This window comes from Curtobacterium sp. MR_MD2014, from assembly GCF_000772085.1.
GTDB lineage: Bacteria > Actinomycetota > Actinomycetes > Actinomycetales > Microbacteriaceae > Curtobacterium.
The window spans coordinates 1384176-1405738 of record NZ_CP009755.1; the positions used below are offsets into that span (position 1 = coordinate 1384176).

The following is a 21563-nucleotide window of genomic DNA, read 5'->3' on the forward strand; positions in this document are numbered from 1 at the left end:
TTGGTCCGACCAGCACCAACGGCGAAGGTCAGTGTCCGCGCGATCGCGGCACTGGCCTTCGCCGCTGTGGTCGTGGTGGCGCTCGACCAGGGCGTGAAGGCGCTCGTCGTCGCGCACCTGCCGTACGGACAGGTGGTCCCCGTCCTCGGTGACGCGCTCCAGCTGCTCTACGTCCGGAACCCCGGTGCCGCGTTCTCCTTCGCGGTGAACATGACCTGGGTGTTCTCGATCGTGTCGACCGCGGTCGTCGTCGGCATCATCGTGTTCGCCCGTCGCATCCGGTCCATGTGGTGGGCGATCGTGCTCGGCATGCTCCTCGGCGGGGCGCTCGGCAACCTGCTCGACCGGCTCTTCCGCGAACCGGGCTTCGGCCGCGGTCACGTGGTGGACTTCATCTCGACGCCGTGGATGATGCCGGCGATCTACAACATCGCCGACTCGTTCATCTGCGTGAGCATGGTCGTCTTCGTCCTGCTCGTCATCGTCGGCGTGAACCTCGACGGCACCCGTGCCCTCTCGGCGAAGCAGCAGCGCGCTGCGGAGGCGGCGGCCCGCTCCTCGGTCGCCGACGGGGCGGAGCCGTCCCGCGCCTCCCATCCGGTGGTGGCGGAGCCCGACCCGCGCGCGCCGCGCGACGGTCGTGACGTCCTCGGGCACGACGCGACGTGAGCGAGCAGCGTTCCCTGCCCGTGCCCGACGGCCTCGCCGGCGAGCGGGTCGACGCGGCCATCGCGAAGCTCCTCGGGTTCTCGCGATCCTTCGCGGCCGAGGTCGTCGCGGCCGGCGGCGTCCGCGTGGACGGCGTCGAGGTCGGCAAGTCCGACCGGCTGCACGCCGACTCCTGGCTCGAGGTCGAGTGGTCCCCGAAGGAGCCCCCGCGCATCGTGCCGGTCGAGGTCCCGGGCATGCGGGTCGTGCACGACGACGAAGACATCGTCGTCGTCGACAAGCCGATCGGCGTCGCCGCGCACCCGTCGCCCGGGTGGGACGGGCCGACGGTGCCCGGTGGGCTCGCCGCGGCCGGCTTCACCATCGCGACCTCCGGCGCCGCCGAGCGGGCGGGGATCGTGCACCGGCTCGACGTCGGGACCTCGGGCCTGATGGTCGTCGCGAAGACGGAGCTCGCGTACACGCACCTCAAGCGGGCGTTCAAGGAGCGCACCGTCGAGAAGGTCTACCACGCGCTGGCGCAGGGGCATCCTGATCCGACCTCGGGCACCATCGACGCACCCATCGGACGGCACCCGTCGAGTGACTGGAAGTTCGCGGTCACGGCCGACGGCAAGCCGAGCGTGACGCACTACGAGACGCTCGAGGCGTTCCGGTCGGCGAGCCTGCTCGAGGTGCACCTGGAGACCGGGCGGACGCACCAGATCCGCGTGCACATGGCGGCGACGAAGCACCCGCTCGTCGGCGACACGATGTACGGCGCCGACCCGGTGCTGGCGTCCGAGCTCGGACTGACGCGGCAGTGGCTCGACGCGGTGCGACTCGGGTTCGAGCACCCGCGGACGGGCGCGTGGGTGGAGTTCCGGGCCGAGTACCCGGACGACCTGCAGCAGGCGCTCGACCGCATCCGCGCCGCCTCGGCGTAGGCCGGCCGCGGCGCGGGCGGCGCGCCGAGCGGGCCAGATCTGTCGCGCTCGGTGCCCTCGCCCGACGTGTTCGGCCCGCTCGGCGGAACACGCGCGGCGTGTCCTGCCCGCTCGGGCGGGGCCAGCGCGGCGCGCGTCGGGACGGGAGGCGCGTGGCGGGCCCGCCGCAAGCCTCCCGTCCGCCGTCGGGTGGCATCCCGCGTCGGGTCCCGAGCGGGCCAGATCTGTCGCGCTCGGTGCCCTCGCCCGACGTGTTCGGCCCGCTCGGCGGAACACGCGCGGCGTGTCCTGCCCGCTCGCGGTGCGGCACCGCCGGACGCCGGTCGGCGGGCACGCCGGACACGCGGGGGACGTCGGTGCCGGCGGTTAGAGTTGTCCCGCCCCGCAGCAGTCCCCGTCGTAACCGGAGGTCCCGTGTCGGATTCCGACTCCTTCGTCCACCTGCACGTGCACAGCGAGTACTCGATGCTCGACGGTGCCGCCCGGCTGAGCGACCTGGTCGCCGAGACCGCCGCGCAGGGCATGCCGGCCGTCGCGGTCACCGACCACGGCAACATGTTCGGCGCGTTCGAGTTCTGGAAGGCCGCGAAGGCCGGTGGCGTCAAGCCGATCATCGGCACCGAGGCGTACATCACGCCGCGGACCCACCGGTCGGACAAGACCCGCATCCGCTGGGGTGACGGCGGCGGCGACGACGTGTCCGGTTCGGGTGCGTACACCCACATGACGATGTTCGCCGAGAACACGACGGGCATGCACAACCTGTTCCGCCTGTCGAGCCGGGCGTCGATCGAGGGGTACTACTTCAAGCCCCGCATGGACATCGAGCTCCTCGACCAGTACCACGAGGGGATCATCGCGACGACGGGCTGCCCCTCGGGCGAGATCCAGACGCGCCTGCGCCTCGGGCAGTACGACGAGGCGCTCAAGGCGGCGGCGGACTACCGCGACATCTTCGGCAAGGACAACTACTTCGCCGAGATCATGGACCACGGCCTCGAGATCGAACGCCGGGTCATCGAGGACGTCGTCCGCATCTCGAAGGACCTCGGCATCCCGCTGGTCGGCACGAACGACCTGCACTACACCCACTCCCACGACGCGAAGTCGCACGCGGCGTTGCTCTGCGTGCAGTCCGGGTCGACGCTCAACGACCCGAACCGCTTCAAGTTCGACGCCGACGAGTTCTACCTCAAGACGCCGCAGCAGATGCGCCACGTCTTCCGCGACCACCCCGAGGCCTGCGACAACACCCTCCTCATCGCCGAGCGGTGCAACGTCGAGTTCGACACCGCCGCGAACTACATGCCGAAGTTCCCGGTGCCCGAGGGTGAGACCGAGCACTCCTGGTTCGAGAAGGAGGTCGCGAAGGGGCTGCAGTACCGGTACCCGGGCGGCATCTCGAAGGAGGTCCAGGACCGTGCCGACTACGAGGTCGGGATCATCAACCAGATGGGCTTCCCGGGCTACTTCCTGGTGGTCGCGGACTTCATCAACTGGTCGAAGAACAACGGCATCCGCGTCGGTCCGGGCCGAGGGTCCGGTGCCGGCTCGATGGTGGCGTACGCGATGCGCATCACCGACCTCGACCCGATCCGGCACGGCCTGATCTTCGAGCGCTTCCTCAACCCGGACCGCGTCTCCATGCCCGACTTCGACGTCGACTTCGACGACCGGCGCCGCGGTGAGGCGATCAAGTACGTCACCGAGAAGTACGGGTCCGAGCGCGTCGCGCAGATCGTCACCTACGGCACGATCAAGGCGAAGCAGGCGCTCAAGGACTCCTCGCGGGTCCTCGGCTTCCCGTTCGGCATGGGCGAGAAGCTCACCAAGGCGATGCCGCCGCCCGTGATGGGCAAGGACATCCCGCTCACCGGGATCTTCGACAAGGACCACCCGCGGTACAAGGAAGCGGTCGACGTCCGGACGGTCGTCGAGACCGACCCCGAGGCGAAGACCGTCTTCGACACGGCGCTCGGGCTCGAGGGCCTGAAGCGGCAGTGGGGCGTGCACGCAGCCGGTGTGATCATGTCGAGCGAACCGCTCATCGACATCATCCCGGTGATGAAGCGCGAGCAGGACGGCCAGATCGTCACGCAGTTCGACTACCCGGCAGCGGAGTCGCTCGGCCTGATCAAGATGGACTTCCTGGGCCTCCGGAACCTGACGATCATCAGCGACGCCCTCGACAACATCAAGACGAACCGAGGGATCGAGCTCGACCTCGAGACCATGGGCCTCGAGGACGACGCCGCCTACCAGCTCCTGCAGCGCGGCGACACCCTCGGCGTCTTCCAGCTCGACGGCGGCCCGATGCGCGGCCTGCTCCGGCTCATGAAGCCGGACAACTTCGAGGACATCTCCGCGCTCATCGCCCTGTACCGCCCCGGCCCCATGGGTGCGAACTCGCACACGAACTACGCGCTCCGCAAGAACGGCGAGCAACCGATCACGCCGATCCACCCGGAGCTCGAGGAGCCCCTGCAGGACATCATCGGCACGACCTACGGCCTGATCATCTACCAGGAGCAGGTCATGGCCATCGCGCAGAAGGTCGCGGGCTTCTCGCTCGGACAGGCGGACATCCTCCGCCGCGCGATGGGCAAGAAGAAGAAGTCCGAGCTGGACAAGCAGTACGCCGGCTTCGAGAAGGGCATGCAGGACAACGGCTACTCGGCCGCGGCGATCAAGACGCTGTGGGACATCCTGCTGCCGTTCTCCGACTACGCCTTCAACAAGGCGCACTCGGCGGCGTACGGCGTGGTGTCGTTCTGGACCGCCTACCTCAAGGCCCACTACCCGGCGGAGTACATGGCGGCGCTGCTGACCAGCGTCGGCGACGCCCGCGACAAGCTCGCGCTGTACCTGAACGAGTGCCGCCGCATGGGCATCCGGGTGATGCCGCCGGACGTCAACGAGTCGATCGGCTTCTTCGCCGCCGTCGGTGACGACATCCGCTTCGGCATGGGCGCCATCCGCAACGTCGGCTTCAACGTGGTCGACGACATCGTGAAGGCGCGCACCGAGAAGGGCGCGTTCGAGTCGTTCCACGACTTCCTCCGGAAGATCCCGATCTCGTCGGCCAACAAGCGGACGGTCGAGTCGCTCATCAAGGCGGGTGCCTTCGACGAGTTCGGTGACACCCGGCGTGCGCTCGTCGAGATCCACGAGGGCGCGGTCGAGGGCGCGGTGAAGGTCAAGCGCGACGAGGCCAACGGCAACATCGGTTTCGACTTCGACTCGCTCTTCGCCGAGGTGGCCGAGGAGACCCCCGCTGCAGCGCCGGTGTCCCAGGTGCCGGACCGCCCGGAGTGGGCGAAGCGCGACAAGCTCGCCTTCGAGCGGGACATGCTCGGGCTGTACGTGTCGGACCACCCGCTCGCCGGTCTCGAGATCGAGCTCGCGAAGCACCAGTCGATCACCATCGCCGACCTCATCGCCGCAGACGACGGCATCGAGGGCGAGACGGTCACGGTCGCCGGGCTCCTGACGAGCGTGCAGCACCGGGTCGCGAAGTCGAGCGGCAACCCGTACGGCATCGTCCAGATCGAGGACTTCGGCGGCGAGATCGGCGTCATGTTCCTCGGCAAGACGTACCAGGAGTTCGGTCCGTCCCTGGTGGCGGACTCGATCGTCGTCCTGCGCGGCCGGGTCAACGTGCGTGACGACGGCAAGGCGCTGCACGCCGTGAGCATGTTCCAGCCGAACGTCGGCGACGCGATGGGGTCCGGCCCGTTGACCCTGTCCCTGCCGGAACGCCGGGCGACGACCTCGACGGTGACCGAGCTGGCCGCGGTGCTCGGCCGGCACCAGGGGGAGACCGAGGTCCGCCTCAAGCTGCTCAAGGACGACGTCGCGCGGACCTTCGAGCTGCCGTTCCCGGTCAGCCTGACGCCCGACCTGTTCGGCGAGCTGAAGAGCCTGCTCGGACCGCGCTGCCTGGTCTGAGGCGGTCGACGTGATCGTTCCCGGAGGACCGCGGCCGTCGGCCGTGGTGCTCCGGGCGTTCGGAGCGGGGGAGCGGCGCCCGCTGCTGCTGCCCGGCGGGCAGGGCACGACGTGGCGCGCGGGCGGGATCGTCCTGCGGCCGCACGGGGACGCCCGGGAGGCTCGGTGGCGGTCCGCCACGCTGGCCCGCCTCGCGCACGCCGACCGCTTCCGCGCGCCGCGTCCCGTGGCGTCGGCCGACGGGTCCTGGCTCGTCGACGGGTGGGAGGCATGGGAGTGGCTGCCGGGCGCGACCGACCCGAGCCGCGTCGACGAGGTCCTCGCCGCCGGCGATGCCTTCCACCGAGCGGTCGCCCACCTGCCCCGCCCGGCGTTCCTCGACCTCGTCGACGACCCGTGGAGTCGGGCGGACCGGATGGTCTGGGCCGGGACGCTGCGGCCGTCGGGGCCGCTGCTCGACCGGCTCGCTGCGGCGTTCCGGCCGGTGCGAGCGCCGTCGCAGGTCGTGCACCGTGACCTGCTCGGCAACGTGCTCTTCGCCGCGGGGGAGCCACCGACCGTCTTCGACTGGGCACCCTCGTGGCGCCCGGTCGGGTACGCCTCTGCGATCGCCGTCGTCGACGCGGTCTGCTGGCACGGGGTCCCCGTCGAGCGGCTGCCGGCGCTCGGGCAGCTCGCCGCGGTGTCCGACTGGCCACAGCTGCTCGTCCGGGCGCTGGCGTTCCGCGTCCTCGTCCTGCACGTGCTCGGGGTGTGGGACGACGACCACGCCGAGCGGCACCGCCCCCTCGCGACGGCGATCCTGTCGGGTGCCGCCGGTACGCTTGACGCCTGATGATGCAGCGAATCGACCTCCGCGCCGGACTGCCCGCCCGTGCCGACCTCCTCCGCCTGATGCCCCGCGCCGTCGGTGACGTCTCGCACGCCGTCGACGCCGCCCGCGACCTCGTGGACGCGGTCCGGCAAGACGGGGCAGCCGCGCTCCGCGAGCAGGCGGAGCGGTTCGACGGAGGAGCCCCCGAGCACGTCCGGGTCCCCGCCGCCGAGATCGCCGCGGCTGTCGCCGGTCTGACGCCGGAGCTGCGCGAGGCCCTGGACGAGGCCATCCGTCGCGTCCGTGCTGCGAGTGCTGCACAGGTCCCGGCTGCGTCGGTCACGTGCCTGGCCGACGGCGCCGAGGTCCACCAGCGCTGGCGGCCGATGCGTCGCGTCGGGCTCTACGTGCCGGGCGGCAAGGCCGTCTACCCCTCGAGCGTCGTGATGAACGTGGTCCCCGCGCAGGTCGCGGGCGTCGGGTCGATCGCCCTCGTCTCGCCGCCGCAGCGCGACCACGGCGGGCGCGTGCACCCGACGATCCTCGCCGCGGCCGGACTGCTCGGCATCGACGAGGTCTACGCGATGGGCGGGGCCGGTGCGGTCGGTGCGCTGGCGTACGGCGTCGCCGAGATCGGCCTCGAGCCGGTCGACCTGGTCACCGGTCCGGGCAACAACTTCGTCGCAGCGGCCAAGCGCCTGGTGCGCGGGGTCGTGGGCATCGACTCCGAGGCCGGCGCGACCGAGATCCTCGTCATCGCCGACGACACCGCGGACCCCGGCTACGTCGCCGCCGACCTGGTGAGCCAGGCCGAGCACGACGAGCAGGCCGGCAGCGTCCTGGTGACCACCTCGGCCGCGTTCGCCGACGCGGTCGAGGCCGCGATCCCGGAACGGGTGGCGGCGCTGGGGACGGCTGCGCGCCTCCAGACCGCACTCGACGGCCCGCAGTCCGCGATCGTGCTCGTCGACTCCCTGGCCGACGCGGCGACCGTCAGCAACGCGTACGGGCCCGAGCACCTGGAGATCCAGACGGCGGACGACGACGCCGTGCTGGCGGACATCGACGCGGCGGGAGCCGTCTTCGTGGGGCCGAGCACCCCGGTGAGCCTCGGCGACTACCTCGCCGGGTCGAACCACGTGCTGCCGACCGGTGGACAGGCACGGTTCGGGTCCGGACTGTCGGCCTCGACGTTCCTCCGACCGCAGCAGGTCATCCGCTACACGCCCGCCGCGCTGGCCGAGGTCGCGCCGCACATCGTGGCGCTCGCGACCGAGGAACAGCTGCCCGGTCACGGTGCCGCGGTGACGGAACGCACCGAGCGGTCCTGAGCGCCACCGATCGTCCACAGGGTCGTCACCGCGCCCTGTGGGCGTCGTCGAGCCGATAGCCTGGGACACGACATGTTCTGCCCCTTCTGCCGCCACCCGGACTCCCGCGTCGTCGACTCCCGCACGAGCGACGACGGCACCTCGATCCGCCGCCGACGCCAGTGCCCGAACTGCGGGCGCCGGTTCTCGACGACGGAGACCGCGTCGTTGAACGTCGTGAAGCGCAACGGCGTGACCGAGCCGTTCAGTCGCGACAAGATCGTCTCCGGCGTGCGCAAGGCGTGCCAGGGACGCCCGGTGACCGACGGGGACCTGGCCGTGCTCGCCCAGCGCGTCGAGGAGACCGTGCGCTCGTCGGGGTCCAGCCAGATCGACGCGAACGACATCGGTCTCGCCATCCTGCCGCCGCTGCGCGAGCTCGACGAGGTGGCGTTCCTGCGGTTCGCGAGCGTCTACCAGGCCTTCGACACGCTCGAGGACTTCGAGGACGCGATCGCGCAGCTGCGCCGTGACCACCACGCAGCCGGGGCCGCAGCGTCCGGCGGTGCCGGCTCGGGCAGCAGCGCGTGAGCGGGGTCGCGGAGCGCCTCGTCCGGAACGGGTACGCGGTCGTCTTCCGGACGGTGTTCGCCAACATGGACCCGGAGCGCGCACACCACGTCGCGTTCGCCGTGATCCGCGCACTGCCGCGGGTGCCGTTCCTGAACGGCACGGTGGAGCGCTACGCCAGGCCAGCAGCTGCCGACGGGATCACGACGATGGGGATCCACTTCCCCTCGCGCTTCGGTCTCGCGGCCGGGTTCGACAAGGACGCCAAGGGCATCGCCGGACTCGGGCTGCTCGGGTTCGGGCACGTCGAGGTCGGCACGATCACCGCGAAGGCGCAGCCCGGCAACGACAAGCCCCGGCTCTTCCGGCTCATCCGCGACAGGGCGCTCGTCAACCGGATGGGGTTCAACAACCACGGTGCCGCCAGGGCTGCACGGCGGCTCGAACGGGCACGACGGCACCCGGGTCGCCCGGTCATCGGTGTCAACATCGGCAAGAGTCGGGTCGTCGCGGTCGAGGACGCGGTCGACGACTACCTCGAGTCGACGCGGCTGCTCGCTCCGTTCGCGGACTACCTCGCGGTCAACGTCAGCTCGCCGAACACGCCCGGTCTCCGCGGGCTGCAGGAGGCCGACCAGCTCCGACCCCTGCTGACGGCCGTCCGCGACGCTGCGGGGCGGACCCCGGTGCTCGTGAAGATCGCCCCGGACCTGACCGACGAGCAGATCGACGCGATCGCCGGGCTCGCGGTGGACCTCGGACTCGCCGGCATCATCGCCAACAACACGACGATCGCCCGCACCGGGCTGACCACGCCGGACGCCGAGGTCGAGGCCATGGGTGCCGGCGGCCTGTCGGGTGCCCCGATCGCCGTTCGGTCGCTCGAGGTGCTGCGTCGGGTCCGTGCCGCGGTGCCGCAGGACTTCTGCGTCGTCGCCGTCGGGGGAGTCACGAGCGAGCAGGACGTGCAGGACCGCATCGACGCGGGCGCCACGCTCGTGCAGGGGTACACGGCGTTCCTCTACGAGGGGCCGACCTGGGCGATGCGCATCAACCGGCTGCGGCGTCGGCGGCTGCGGCGCGCAGCGCGGTAGCGGCAGGCGGCACTCGCTCTGCGCCGACCGTGGTGTCGTGCTCCGCACACGGCCCACTGCCGTCGGGCTGTTCGCCGGTCCGCCGGTTCGCCGGTCCGCCGGTTCGCCGGTTCGCCCACTCTCGTCGCAGGACCCGCCGCCCGCTGCCGCTCTCGTCGCACGACCTGCCGCTCGTGTTCGTTCGGTGCGGCATGTCCTGCGACTGGAAGACCGCAGGACCGGGACCAGGACCGGGACCGCCGAGCGTCGGAGCGACCGGAGCACCGCGGGATCGGGACCCCGGGACCGGGACCCCGGAGCACCGGAAGGCCAGCCGTCCGGAGGGCACCGAGCCGACCGAGCAGGACACGCCGCTCGCGTTCGGCGTTCGGGCGTGATCCGTCGGCGCGCGACGCCGACCGAGACGGATCTGGCCCGGTCGACGAACACCGTCAGGCACCGCGCGACCCCGGAACACCCCGGAGCAACCCGGAACGACGAAGCGCCGCCCGGCTCGGCCGGACGGCGCTCGTGGCAGTGCGCCTACAGCGAGGGGTACTCCCCGCGGCGCACCTGCGGCTTCGGCAGGCGCAGGAAGCGGAGCTGCCACGCCCGCGTCAGGATGTAGAAGAACGTCCCGCGCTGCATGTCGCCGAACTTCGCGGTGATCTTCTTGCGCAGCGACAGCCACAGCACGATGCAGTCGAGGACGAACAGTGCGACGAACGCCCACACCAGCAGGAGCGAGTACGACGCCAGGACGGTCTGCGCTGCGGCGAACCCGACGATGAGGAACAGCACGAGCACGGGCATCATGACCTCGCCCACGTTCCAGCGCGCGTCGATCCAGTCGCGGACGAACTTGCGCTGCTCGCCCTTGTCCTTCACCGGGAGGTAGCGTTCCTCGCCGTTCGCCATGCCGACACGGGCCTTCTCGCGCTCCGTGTTGAGCCGCGCGCGAGCGGCCTTCTTGTCCTGCGGGCTGTTGCCGACGAGCGGGCGACGGTTGGCTGCCTCGCGCTCACGACGCGACGGCGTCGGACGACCCTTGCCGGACTCGAGGAGTTCTTCCTCCGACGGGTTGACGGTCGTGTTGGTCTTGGGGGCTGCCTTCGCCACGGTGCGTTCCTGACTGCGGTTGCGTGCTGGATCTCCTCTAGATTACGGGACATGACCGACACCGACCAGCACAGCCCCGCGACCGACCCCGCGCTCCTCGACGCCCTCCGCGAACACGTGCAGGGAGGCCTGCCGACGACGATCGCCGACCTGTCCGCGCTGGTCCGGCTGCCGTCGGTGTCCTGGTCGGCGTTCGACCCGGCGCACGTGCAGGCGAGTGCCGAGGCGGTCGCGGACCTGGCCCGGTCGACGGGGGTCTTCGCCGACGACGCCGTCCGCATCGTCCGTTCCGCGGTCGAGGGGGAGACCGCTGGCGCGGAGGAGGCCGGCCGCGAGCTCGGGCAGCCCGCCGTCCTGGCGGTGCGTCCTGCGCGGAACGGGAAGCCGACCGTCATGCTCTACGCGCACCACGACGTGCAGCCACAGGGCGACGACGCCCTGTGGGAGACCCCGCCCTTCGAGCCGACCCTCCGCGGCGACCGCCTGTACGGTCGCGGCGCCTCGGACGACAAGGCCGGCGTGATGACCCACGTCGCCTCGCTCCGCGCGCTGCACGCGCAGTTCGGCGACGACCTCGACCTCGGTGTCGTGCTCTTCGTCGAGGGCGAGGAGGAGTTCGGCTCCCGCTCGTTCCGCACCTTCCTCAGCGAGCAGAAGGAGCACCTGGCGGCCGACGTCATCGTCGTGGCCGACAGCGACAACTGGTCGGTCGACGTCCCGTCGATCACCGTCTCGCTCCGCGGCAACGTGACGTTCCGCGCGACGCTGACGACCCTCGAGCACGCGAGCCACAGCGGCATGTTCGGCGGTGCGGCGCCGGACGCGATGATCCCCATGGTCCGGCTGCTCGCCTCGCTGCACGACGATGACGGCTCGGTCGCCGTCGAGGGGCTCACCGCGTACGACGCCGACGTGCCCGAGCGCTCCGAGGCCGAGCTCGCCACCGACGCGGCACTGCTCGCGGGCGTCCGGCCGGTGGGGACGGGCCCGGTGCTGTCCCGGATGTGGTTCCAGCCGTCGATCACCGTGACGGGCATGGACGTGCCGAGCGTGGCGAACGCGTCGAACACCCTGCTGCCGACCGTCGCCGCCCGCGTCTCGGTCCGCGTGGCCCCCGGACAGTCGGCGACCGACGCGTACGCGGCCGTCGAACGCCACCTCCGCGCCCACGTGCCGTTCGGCGCGAAGCTCGACGTCACCGAGGTGGACACCGGCGACGGCTTCCTCGTGGACACCGCCGGCTGGGCGGTGCAGGAGGCCCGCACGGCCATGCACGAGGGCTGGGGCGCGCCCGCCGTCGAGCAGGGCATCGGCGGATCCATCCCGTTCGTCTCCGACCTGGCCGCCGAGTTCCCGGAGGCGCAGATCCTGGTGACGGGTGTCGAGGACCCCGACACCCGGGCGCACAGCCCGAACGAGTCGCAGCACCTCGGGGTCCTGCACCGCGCGATCGCATCGGAGACGATCCTGCTGGCGCGCCTGGCGACGCGCGCCTGACGCGTCCCCACCGCTGGTGGGGACCGGGGGAGTGCCGGACGGGAGGCCCGTGGCGACGCCGCCACGGGCCTCCCGTCCGTCGTCCGGCCCCGCCCTGTGGACGGACGGCCCGTCCTGTCGGCTCGCGTGCTTACAATCGACCTCAGGCGCGGTGACCGACACCGCCCGGAGGGAGACGCGCGGATGAGCGACACCATCACCGACAACGCACCGGCGACGGACGCACGTGCCCACGGGGTCGCGCTCAGCGACGCTGCGGCGGCGAAGGTGGCGAGCCTGCTGGAGCAGGAGGGGCGCGACGATCTCCGCCTGCGCCTCGCGGTCCAGCCCGGTGGCTGCTCGGGCCTGATCTACCAGCTGTACTTCGACGAGCGCCTGCTCGACGGGGACGCCACGACCGAGTTCGGCAGCGGTGTCGAGGTCGTCGTCGACAAGATGAGCGTCCCGTACCTCGACGGCGCCACCATCGACTTCGAGGACACCATCCAGAAGCAGGGCTTCACCATCGACAACCCCAACGCGCAGGGCAGCTGCGCGTGCGGCGACAGCTTCCACTGACGCCACGGCGGGCGGTTGTCCGCCGACCGAACCGACACGCGAGCGGGGAGTGACCGATCTGGTCGCTCCCCGTTCGTCGTCCCCCGCGCTGCCCGAGCCCGCCCGACCGGGGGAAAGCGGTGCGCCGGGGTCGACGATGCCGCGCCGGACCGCGCCCGGTGTGCGCGAGACGTCACCGGCTGCGAGTAAGCTAGGAGTGTTCCAATCAAGCTGGGAACCAGCAATGAGCGGCCTCCGTGCTCGGCACGGTCGCACCGCCGGTGCCTCAGCAACGTCTTCCGAGAGGTAACAGTGCGTTCGAATCGCCGTATACGTTGGGCGGCCGTCCCGGTGGCCGTCGGTCTGGTCATCGCACTGGCTGGCTGCACGCAGCAGCAGATGAACGGATGGCTCCCCGGCACGGAGGAGACGAAGGACGTCACGAACCACACGAGCCGCATCGTCGGCCTGTGGACCACCAGCTGGATCGTCCTGCTCGCGGTGGGTCTCATCGTGTGGGGCCTGATCATCTGGGCGGCGATCGTCTACCGCCGTCGCAAGGGCCAGACCGGCCTGCCGGTGCAGATGCGGTACAACATGCCGCTCGAGATCTTCTACACGATCGTGCCGCTCATCCTCGTGCTCGGCTTCTTCGCGTTCACCGCGAAGGACCAGTCCGCGATCGAGAAGCCCTTCGACGACCCGGACGCCACGATCCACGTGTACGGCAAGCGCTGGGCCTGGGACTTCAACTACATCGACAAGGACAACCCGAAGGACAGCGTCTACTACCAGGGCATCCAGGCCCAGGAAGAGGAGAACGGCGACGGCGCGATCGACGAGTCGCAGCTCCCGACGCTGTACCTGCCGGTCGGCAAGAAGGTCGAGATCGAGCTCTCCTCGCGCGACGTCGACCACTCCTTCTGGGTCATCGACTTCCTGTACAAGAAGGACATGCTCCCGGGCAAGACCAACTACGAGTACTTCATCCCGCAGAAGGAAGGCACGTACCAGGGCAAGTGCGCCGAGCTCTGCGGTGAGTACCACTCCCTGATGCTCTTCCAGGTGAAGGTCGTCTCCGACTCCGAGTACCAGCAGTACCTCGACACGCTGCGCGAGCAGGGCAAGGTCGGTCTGCTCGGCAACGAGTACGACACCAACACGAACGAACCGAACAACCAGGCGCCGGTCGAGGCGTCGAGCGAGAACAAGTAGGGGTCCGTCAGATGACAACGTCACTCGTCGGCCAGCCGACAGCGCCGACGACGCCGGACTTCCAGGCGTCCAAGGTCGGTCGGAAGGGCAACATCATCGTCCGGTGGATCACCTCCACCGACCACAAGACCATCGGGTACATGTACCTGATCGCCTCGTTCGTCTTCTTCCTGCTCGCGGGCGTCATGGCGCTCGTGATCCGTGCGCAGCTCTTCGAGCCCGGCCTGCACGTGGTCGAGACGAAGGAGCAGTACAACCAGCTCTTCACGATGCACGGCACGATCATGCTGCTGATGTTCGCGACGCCGCTCTTCTCGGGCTTCGCGAACGCGATCATGCCGCTGCAGATCGGTGCGCCGGACGTCGCGTTCCCGCGTCTGAACGGGTTCGCCTTCTGGCTCTACCTCTTCGGCTCGCTCATCGCGGTCGGCGGCTTCCTCACCCCGCAGGGCGCCGCGTCCTTCGGCTGGTTCGCCTACGCGCCACTGAGTGACACGACGTTCACACCGGGTCTCGGTGGGACGCTCTGGGTCTTCGGCCTCGGCATGACCGGCTTCTCGACGATCCTCGGCGCGGTGAACTTCATCACGACGATCATCACGATGCGCGCCCCGGGCATGACGATGTTCCGCATGTCGATCTTCACGTGGAACACCCTCGTGACCTCGCTGCTCGTGCTGATGGCCTTCCCGGTGCTCGCCGCCGCGCTGTTCGGCCTCGGTCTCGACCGCGTGTTCGACGCGCAGATCTACAACCCGGCCAACGGCGGTGCCCTGCTCTGGCAGCACCTCTTCTGGTTCTTCGGCCACCCCGAGGTGTACATCATCGCGCTGCCGTTCTTCGGCATCGTCTCCGAGGTCTTCCCGGTCTTCAGCCGCAAGCCGATCTTCGGCTACAAGACCCTCGTCTACGCGACCATCTCCATCGCGGCCCTCTCGGTCACGGTGTGGGCGCACCACATGTACGTCACCGGTGGCGTCCTGCTCCCGTGGTTCTCGCTCATGACGATGCTCATCGCGGTTCCGACCGGCGTGAAGATCTTCAACTGGGTCGGCACGATGTGGCGCGGTTCGGTCACGTTCGAGACCCCCCTGCTGTGGGCCGTCGGCTTCCTCATCACCTTCACGTTCGGTGGTCTCACCGGTGTGATCCTGGCGTCGCCGCCGCTCGACTTCCACGTGTCCGACTCGTACTTCGTCGTCGCGCACTTCCACTACGTGGTCTTCGGCACCGTCGTGTTCGCGATGTTCTCCGGCTTCTACTTCTGGTGGCCGAAGTGGACGGGTCGCATGCTCAACGAGCGCCTCGGCAAGATCCACTTCTGGCTGCTGTTCATCGGCTTCCACACGACGTTCCTCATCCAGCACTGGCTGGGCGTCATCGGCATGCCGCGTCGTTACGCGACCTACCTGCCGAACGACGGGTTCACCTGGATGAACCAGCTGTCGACGATCGGCTCGATGATCCTCGCGATCTCGTTCCTGCCGTTCATCTTCAACGTCTACGTGACCGCACGGAACGCCCCGAAGGTGGCCGTGAACGACCCGTGGGGCTACGGCCGCTCGCTCGAGTGGGCGACCAGCTGCCCGCCGCCGCGCCACAACTTCACGTCGATCCCGCGGATCCGTTCCGAGTCCCCGGCGTTCGACCTGAACCACCCGGAGGCCGGTGTGCCGATCGGTGTGGGTCCGGCGAAGGACGCTCCGGACGCCCCGACCTACGACGCCGCGAAGGGCGAGGTGAAGTAACGCCATGCGCGCCAACACCAACCTGTTCTGGATCCTGTTCGTCTTCTTCGTCCTCGCGGACGCGGCGTACACCATCTGGGCGCTCATCTACTACGGGCGGCCCGAGTGGGTCGGCACCGTGGCGATCGGCCTCACCGGGATCATGTCCGCGTTCATCGCGTTCTACCTCGGGAAGGTCATGTCCTCGCAGGGCGGTGTCCTCCCCGAGGACCGCCCCGACGCGAACATCGAGGACGGCGACGCCGAACTCGGGCACTTCAGCCCGTGGTCGTGGTGGCCGATCCTGCTCGCCGGTTCGACCGCGATCTGCTTCCTCGGTCTCGCGGCCGGCCTCTGGATCGTGCCGATCGGGCTCGCGCTCGTGACGGTCACCCTCGTGGGCTGGGTCTACGAGTACTACCGCGGCAACTTCGGACACTGATCCGAACCACCTGACACCTCGGGCGGCACCACATCCGGTGCCGCCCGTGGTGCGTCCGGGGCCCGTACCCCACCCGGCCCGAGCTCTCGGCCCGGATCGGGTATCCCGGAAGTCACAGGGAATCAACCGGCCCGCGCGCGGCTTGACCCGTGCGGACCCCGCAACCACAGCGAAAGGACTCACCTCCGGTGACCGACAAGCGCACCCTCATCATCTTCGGCGCGACGGGCGACCTCGCCTCCCGCCTGCTGCTCCCGGGACTCGGCACGTTCCTGCAGAGCGGTCGAGCGGTCCCCGTCCAGCTGATCGGCACGGGCCGCAGCGCCCGCAGCGCGGAGCAGTGGAAGGACGTCGTCACGAAGTCCTTCGCGTCGCAGGACGTCAAGGGTCCCGAGGTCGACGCGACCCTCGAGTCCACGACCTTCATCCAGGGCGACCCGACCGACCCCGAGCACCTCAAGGCGCTGCTCGACGCGGCCGAGGCCGAGCCCATCCTCTACTTCGCGCTCCCGCCGCAGATCGCCTCGGACATCTGCGAGGCGCTGCAGGGCGTCGAACTCCCCGAGGGCACGACCCTCGCGTTCGAGAAGCCCTTCGGCACCGACGTCGCCAGCGCCGAGGCCCTCAACAAGACCGTGCTCGAGCTCGTCCCCGAGGAGCGCGTGCACCGCACGGACCACTTCCTCGGTCGCACCACGGTCCTCAACATCATCGGACTGCGCTTCGCGAACCGCCTGTTCGAGCCGATCTGGAACGCGGACAACATCGAGAAGGTCGACGTCTTCTACGACGAGACCCTCGGGCTCGAGAACCGGGCGCAGTACTACGACGAGGCCGGCGCCCTGGTCGACATGATCCAGTCGCACCTGCTGCAGATCCTCGGCCTGGTCACGATGGACGCCCCGTCCGCGATCGACGCGGTCGAGTTCCGGTCGTCGCTCGCGCGTGTCCTCCGGTCGACCCGCCTCAAGGGCGACGACGCGAAGATCGCCTCGCGCCGCGCCGTGTACACGGCCGGCACCATCGACGGCAAGGAGCTGCCGTCGTACCAGGACGAGGACGGCGTGGACAAGTCGCGCGGTACCGAGACCCTCGCCGAGATCCAGGTCGAGGTCGACACCGCGCGCTGGAAGGGCGTCCCCTTCACGCTCCGCTCCGGCAAGGCGCTCGGCGCCAGCCGCAAGGAGGTCCTCATCACCTTCAAGCCCGTGACGCGCCTGCCCTCCGGCCTGTCCGGTCGACCGAAGGCGGACACGCTGCGCATCGTCCTCAACCCGGACGAGATCGAGCTGAGCGTGTCGGCGAACGGCGGCGGCAACCCGTTCGAGATGGGGCAGGTCACCCTGTCCTCGTCGTTCGACGACGGCGAGCTCACCCCCTACGGCGAGGTGCTCAACGGCATCTTCCACGACGACCCGCTGCTCTCGATCCGCGGCGACGTCGCGGAGCGGTGCTGGGAGATCGTCGAGCCGGTCGTGGACGCCTGGAAGTCGGGCGACGTGCCGCTCGAGGAGTACCGTGCGGGCTCGCGCGGTCCCGCGGACTGGGAGTCGTCGTCCTGACCGACGCCGTCTCCTGACGGAGCCACCTGACGGACGGGAGGCGCGGTGCCGGCTGGCACCGTGCCTCCCGTCCGTTCGTCTGCCCGTTCCTTCCCGGAACGCGTGACGTGCCGTGCGGAACCGGGCGTACCTGCCGGATCAGGAGGACCAGGTACGCCTGGATGGACCAGGTACGCCCGGATGGACCAGGTGCGCCCGGAACGACCAGGTGCGCCCAGCACGACGCGGCGCGACGCGCCGCCGGCCGGTCAGGACGGGGCGCCGGCCCGCCGCCCACCGCCGGTCGACGACCGCGTCCCGCCGTCGTGCACGGCGAGCCGCGTCCGGTGGCCCGACGTGGTTCCGCGTGCACGGGCGATCGCGTCGGCCGCGGACACGAGCGTCAGGTGCGACAGCACCTGCGGCGTGTTGCCGATGTGGTGACCGGTCGCCACGTCGATCTCCTCGGAGAGCATGCCGACGTCGTTCGCGTAACCGACCAGGACGTCCATCAGCCGCTCGGCGTCGGCGATGCGCCCGGAGGCGGCGTACTGCTCGACGAGCCAGAACGAGCACGCCAGGAACGGGTGCTCGGAGCCGGACAGCCCGTCGAAGCCCGCGGTGGTCCGGTACCGCAGGACCAGGCCGTGCTCGCCGACGCGGAGGTCCTGCTCGATCGCCGCGACCGTCCCCGTCATGCGCGGGTCGTCGGCGTGCAGGTACCCGATCTGCGGCAGGACGAGCAGACTCGCGTCGACCTCGTCGGTGTCGTAGTGCTGCCGGTAGCTGCCGCGTTCGGCGTTCCAGCCGTGCTCCTCGATCTCCGCGCGGACCTCGTCGCGCAGGCTGCGCCACCGGTCGACGGGGCCCTCGAGGCCGAACTCCTCGACGGCCGCCACCCCGCGGTCGAAGGCGGCCCAGATCATCGCCCGGGAGTGCGTGAAGTGCCGCCGCGGTCCGCGCATCTCCCAGATGCCGTTGTCCGGGTGCTGCCAGTGCTCCTCGACGTAGCCGAGCAGGGCACGCTGCAGGGCCCACGAGTCCGCGTTCTCCTCGACACCGAGCTCGCGCGCGTCGTGCAGGGCGGCCAGCACCTCGCCGAAGACGTCCCCCTGGTACTGGGTCGACGCGCCGTTGCCGAGCCGGACCGGCGTCGAGTCGAGGTAGCCGGGGAGCTCGTCGAGCGTGCGCTCGGGCAGTTCGCGTTCGCCGGCGATGCCGTACATGATCTGCACGTCGGCAGGGTCACCTGCGATCGCACGGAGCAGCCACCCGCGCCAGTGCATCGCCTCGTCCCGGTAACCGTGGGCGATGAGCGACGCGAGCGCCAGGGACGCGTCGCGGAGCCAGACGTACCGGTAGTCCCAGTTGCGTTCGCCACCCGGGTCCTCCGGGAGGCTCGTGGTCGCGGCCGCCACGACGCCGCCGGTCTGGCCGTGGGTCATCGCACGGAGCAGCAGCAGGGACCGTCGGCTCGCCTCGGCGTAGGGGCCCTCGGTGTGCGCGGTCGCCATCCAGTCGCGCCACCAGCGCTCCGTCGCCTGCAGTGCGGCGTCGACGTCGAGCGGCTCCGGTGGCTCGCGGTGCGACGGGTACCAGGTGAGCACGGTGTCGACGACGTCGCCGTCGTGCACCGTGACGGTGTGCGTGTGCCGGTGGTCGTCGGCCCGGAAGCGCACGCCACGGACCACCACCGAGCCCGGGCCGGCGGTCGCGAGGAGCGCCGGGTCCTCGTCACCGCCGATCTGCCGGACCCAGGGGAGCGCTCGGGCGTAGTCGAACCGGATGCGGAGCGTCTGCTCGACCTCGACCGAGCCCTGCAGGCCGCGGACCCGTCGGATGATCGCCGCGCGGTGGGCGCCGATCGGCATGAGGTCGGTGACCTCGACGACGCCGGTCGACGTCGTCCACACGGTGGAGAGCACGAGCGTGTCCGGGTGGTGGTGCCGGGTGCTCGTGGCGTCCGGGTCCGCCGGGCGGAGCGACCAGTGCCCGTGGTCCTCGGTCCCGAGCAGTGAGGCGAAGGTCGACGGGCTGTCGAAGCGCGGCAGGCACGCCCAGTCGATCGTCCCGTCGCGGCCGACGAGTGCGGCCGTGTGGGTGTCCCCGATGAGGGCGTGGTCCTCGATGCGGTTCGGCGGGGTGACGGTGCTCATGGCTCGATCCTGGCACCGGCCGCCGCCGTGCGGCCCGGCAGCGCTGAAGGTGTGCACAGCGGAGCCGTCGGAGCTGCCGGTGCAGGGATCAGAGCGGGGCTGACGGGTCGGCGTCGACGAGGCCCACGCGAGCGAGCTCCGACCACATGCCGGCACCGTCCGGGGCGTACACCCACGGTGCGGACCCGGCGCGCGTCCGTTCCTGCGCGCGCGACCGACCACCGGCCAGGACCGCCTCGCTCGTGGACAGCTGCCGGACGGCGACACCGGCGACGTTCTCGGGGTGCTCCCGGGCGAACTCGCCGTAGAGCGTCTCGTCGTGCTGCCCGTCGTCGCCGACCAGGAGCCACTGCACGTCCGGGAAGTCGCTCGCGAGTCGCCGCAGGTTCTGCTGCTTGTGCAACTGGCCGCTCCGGAAGAAGCGGTCGTGGGTCGGCCCCCAGTCCGTCAGCAGGAGCGTGCCGGTCGGGTACATGTTCCGGGTCAGGAAGCGTTGCAGCGTCGGCGCCACGTTCCACGCCCCGGTCGAGAGGTACACGGTCGGAGCGCCGGGGTGCTGCGCGAGCACGCGTTCGTACAGCACGGACATGCCCGGGACCGGGCGACGGGCGTGCTCGGTCAGGACGAAGGAGTTCCACGCCGCGAGCATCGGGCGGGGGAGCGACGTCACCATCACCGTGTCGTCGATGTCGGACAGCAGACCGAAGCGCGTGTCCGGGTCCACGATGAAGACGTCGGCCTCGACGTCGCGCATCCCACCGGCCGAAAGGCGCACCGTCTGCCATCCGGGTTCGAGGTCGATCGGGACCTTCACGTCGACCACGCCGCCACGGTCGGACTGCACCACGTGGGTCGTGCCACCGGCCGTCACGGTGACCTCGGCGTCGTCGACGGCGACACTCGTGAAGCTCCGCCAGCCGCGCACGCCGTAGTAGGAGGCGTCGGACGCCAGGCCGCGTCGCGTCAGCAGGACACGGCAGAGCACGCGGATCCAGCCCGGTGCGCCGTAGCCCGTGTAGGGGATCACGGTCGGCACGAGCCCGCGACGCCGGGCCCGGTGCTCGCGGAACTCCTGGACGGCGTCCTCGATCCGAGCGGCCCGGTGGAGGATCGGTTCGGCCAACGACGGCTCGTGGGGCGTCGGGTCGGGCATGGCCCCATCCTCCCACGCGCGGGACCCCGACGGCGGGCGGTGGACGACCACGACGGGGTGAGTCGCAGCGATGATCCAGCCGGTCTGTGCGAGAGTCCTTCCCGTCACATCCCACATGACCGCGCTCCGCCGGGAGCGCAAGAGGAGAACACGTGCTCGTCACCGAGGTATCGAACGCACTGCCGGGGGGATCATCACTGCTCAGGAACGAGCCGGTCCAAGCCCGCAGTTCGGCGCGCCTCGCGGGACTCCTCGACGCCGCGGCTGCCGTGATCGACGAGATCGGGTTCGAGCGACTGACCACCGCGATGGTGGCCGAGCGCGCGGGGGCGTCGATCGGCACGGTCTACCGGTACTTCCCGGACCGCATCGCCGTGGTCGAGGCGCTGGCGATCCGGAGCACCCAGCGGCTCGCCGAGCGCTTCCTCACCGCCCTCGACGAGAGCGACGCCACGACCTGGCAGGACGCGCACGACGCGCTCATCGACGCGACCGTCGAGATGTACCGCGCGGAGCCGGGCTTCCGCGCGATCCGCTTCGGTGACCCCGCGGACACCGGCACCGGTGACGCCGAGGACCGCATGGCTGCGCTGGGGGCAGCCGTCGCGCAGGTCCTGCACGACCGCTTCGGCTACCCGCTGGGCGAGCGTGCGGAGCGCGCCTGGGTCGTCCTGGCCGAGTCCGCGCACGCCGTGATCGCCCGGGCGCTCCGCGACCGGACCGCTCCCGACACCGCGCTCATCGAGGAGTACCGCACGATGAGCCGGGCGCACCTCGAAGCGGTCGCCGCAGCCGCCTGAACCGCGATCGGCCGGACGCGCGACGCGCCCGACCGGCGCACCGGACCATCCACCGACGCCCGTGCT

General features: G+C 70.6%; 17 protein-coding genes. 14 read left to right on the plus strand and 3 right to left on the minus strand.

Annotation, left to right across the window (positions count from 1 at the left end; all coding sequences use genetic code 11):
- The 7 genes from lspA to NI26_RS06410 all read left to right on the plus strand — a co-directional run bounded on the left by lspA (nt 1) and on the right by NI26_RS06410 (nt 9331).
- Nucleotides 1–669 (plus strand): signal peptidase II, encoded by a 669-nt coding sequence (lspA, locus tag NI26_RS06380; RefSeq protein ID WP_235426561.1) that lies wholly within the window; start codon nt 1–3, stop codon nt 667–669.
- Nucleotides 666–1595 (plus strand): RluA family pseudouridine synthase, encoded by a 930-nt coding sequence (locus tag NI26_RS06385; RefSeq protein ID WP_066653773.1) that lies wholly within the window; start codon nt 666–668, stop codon nt 1593–1595. The genes lspA and NI26_RS06385 overlap by 4 nt, the downstream gene beginning before the upstream one ends.
- A 465-nt stretch (nt 1596–2060) precedes the next feature.
- Nucleotides 2061–5543: a DNA polymerase III subunit alpha gene (dnaE, locus tag NI26_RS06390; protein WP_066658059.1), complete on the plus strand. Its 3483-nt coding sequence runs from the start codon at nt 2061–2063 to the stop codon at nt 5541–5543.
- Nucleotides 5544–5553: 10 nt separating this feature from the next.
- Nucleotides 5554–6378: a hypothetical protein gene (locus tag NI26_RS06395; RefSeq protein WP_235426564.1), complete on the plus strand. Its 825-nt coding sequence runs from the start codon at nt 5554–5556 to the stop codon at nt 6376–6378.
- Nucleotides 6378–7688, plus strand: coding sequence for a histidinol dehydrogenase (gene hisD, locus NI26_RS06400; RefSeq protein ID WP_066653775.1), 1311 nt, complete (start codon nt 6378–6380; stop codon nt 7686–7688). The genes NI26_RS06395 and hisD overlap by 1 nt, the downstream gene beginning before the upstream one ends.
- A gap of 72 nt (nt 7689–7760) precedes the next feature.
- The gene (gene nrdR, locus NI26_RS06405; RefSeq protein ID WP_066653777.1) at nt 7761–8258 is read left to right on the plus strand and encodes a transcriptional regulator NrdR; all 498 of its coding nucleotides are present in this window, start codon (nt 7761–7763) and stop codon (nt 8256–8258) included.
- A 65-nt stretch (nt 8259–8323) separates the two neighbouring features.
- Nucleotides 8324–9331, plus strand: a complete 1008-nt coding sequence (locus NI26_RS06410) for a quinone-dependent dihydroorotate dehydrogenase (RefSeq protein WP_066658063.1) — start codon at nt 8324–8326, stop codon at nt 9329–9331.
- A 522-nt stretch (nt 9332–9853) separates the two neighbouring features.
- On the opposite strand, the gene NI26_RS06420 is transcribed toward NI26_RS06410, so the two are convergent.
- A complete protein-coding gene (locus tag NI26_RS06420; protein ID WP_066653782.1) occupies nt 9854–10429 on the minus strand; it encodes a DUF3043 domain-containing protein in 576 nt (191 codons plus the stop codon).
- Nucleotides 10430–10480: 51 nt separating this feature from the next.
- On the opposite strand from NI26_RS06420, the gene NI26_RS06425 reads away from it, so the two are divergent.
- The 6 genes from NI26_RS06425 (at nt 10481) to NI26_RS06450 (ending at nt 17409) form a co-directional block, all read left to right on the plus strand.
- Nucleotides 10481–11926 (plus strand): dipeptidase, encoded by a 1446-nt coding sequence (locus tag NI26_RS06425; protein WP_066653791.1) that lies wholly within the window; start codon nt 10481–10483, stop codon nt 11924–11926.
- Between the two features lie 183 nt (nt 11927–12109).
- Complete coding sequence (locus tag NI26_RS06430; protein WP_066653793.1) at nt 12110–12484, plus strand: HesB/IscA family protein; 375 nt, start codon at nt 12110–12112, stop codon at nt 12482–12484.
- A 291-nt stretch (nt 12485–12775) separates the two neighbouring features.
- A complete protein-coding gene (gene ctaC / locus NI26_RS06435; RefSeq protein ID WP_066653795.1) occupies nt 12776–13678 on the plus strand; it encodes an aa3-type cytochrome oxidase subunit II in 903 nt (300 codons plus the stop codon).
- Nucleotides 13679–13689: 11 nt separating this feature from the next.
- Nucleotides 13690–15426, plus strand: coding sequence for an aa3-type cytochrome oxidase subunit I (gene ctaD, locus NI26_RS06440; protein ID WP_066653797.1), 1737 nt, complete (start codon nt 13690–13692; stop codon nt 15424–15426).
- Nucleotides 15427–15430: 4 nt separating this feature from the next.
- The gene (locus NI26_RS06445; protein WP_066653799.1) at nt 15431–15847 is read left to right on the plus strand and encodes a cytochrome c oxidase subunit 4; all 417 of its coding nucleotides are present in this window, start codon (nt 15431–15433) and stop codon (nt 15845–15847) included.
- A 188-nt stretch (nt 15848–16035) separates the two neighbouring features.
- Nucleotides 16036–17409 carry a glucose-6-phosphate dehydrogenase gene (locus NI26_RS06450; protein WP_066653802.1) on the plus strand — a complete coding sequence of 458 codons (1374 nt, stop codon included), beginning with the start codon at nt 16036–16038 and terminating at the stop codon, nt 17407–17409.
- 248 nt (nt 17410–17657) lie between these two features.
- Here the strand turns inward: NI26_RS06450 and NI26_RS06455 are convergent, their stop codons facing one another.
- A complete protein-coding gene (locus NI26_RS06455; protein WP_066653806.1) occupies nt 17658–19544 on the minus strand; it encodes a glycoside hydrolase family 15 protein in 1887 nt (628 codons plus the stop codon).
- Nucleotides 19545–19632: 88 nt separating this feature from the next.
- Nucleotides 19633–20697: an App1 family protein gene (locus NI26_RS06460; RefSeq protein ID WP_066653808.1), complete on the minus strand. Its 1065-nt coding sequence runs from the start codon at nt 20695–20697 to the stop codon at nt 19633–19635.
- Nucleotides 20698–20849: 152 nt separating this feature from the next.
- On the opposite strand from NI26_RS06460, the gene NI26_RS06465 reads away from it, so the two are divergent.
- Nucleotides 20850–21497, plus strand: coding sequence for a TetR/AcrR family transcriptional regulator (locus NI26_RS06465; RefSeq protein WP_066653809.1), 648 nt, complete (start codon nt 20850–20852; stop codon nt 21495–21497).
- Nucleotides 21498–21563 lie beyond the last annotated feature (66 nt).

Bases quoted from the DNA above. Each gene is read 5' to 3' on its own strand.
- dnaE (WP_066658059.1), top strand. From the start codon at position 2,061: ATGCTCGACGGTGCCGCCCGGCTGAGCGACCTGGTCGCCGAGACCGCC.
- hisD (WP_066653775.1), top strand. From the start codon at position 6,378: ATGATGCAGCGAATCGACCTCCGCGCCGGACTGCCCGCCCGTGCCGAC.
- nrdR (WP_066653777.1), top strand. From the start codon at position 7,761: ATGTTCTGCCCCTTCTGCCGCCACCCGGACTCCCGCGTCGTCGACTCC.
- NI26_RS06410 (WP_066658063.1), top strand. From the start codon at position 8,324: ATGGACCCGGAGCGCGCACACCACGTCGCGTTCGCCGTGATCCGCGCA.
- NI26_RS06425 (WP_066653791.1), top strand. From the start codon at position 10,481: ATGACCGACACCGACCAGCACAGCCCCGCGACCGACCCCGCGCTCCTC.
- NI26_RS06430 (WP_066653793.1), top strand. From the start codon at position 12,110: ATGAGCGACACCATCACCGACAACGCACCGGCGACGGACGCACGTGCC.
- ctaD (WP_066653797.1), top strand. From the start codon at position 13,690: ATGACAACGTCACTCGTCGGCCAGCCGACAGCGCCGACGACGCCGGAC.
- NI26_RS06445 (WP_066653799.1), top strand. From the start codon at position 15,431: ATGCGCGCCAACACCAACCTGTTCTGGATCCTGTTCGTCTTCTTCGTC.
- NI26_RS06455 (WP_066653806.1), bottom strand. From the start codon at position 19,544: ATGAGCACCGTCACCCCGCCGAACCGCATCGAGGACCACGCCCTCATC.
- NI26_RS06460 (WP_066653808.1), bottom strand. From the start codon at position 20,697: ATGCCCGACCCGACGCCCCACGAGCCGTCGTTGGCCGAACCGATCCTC.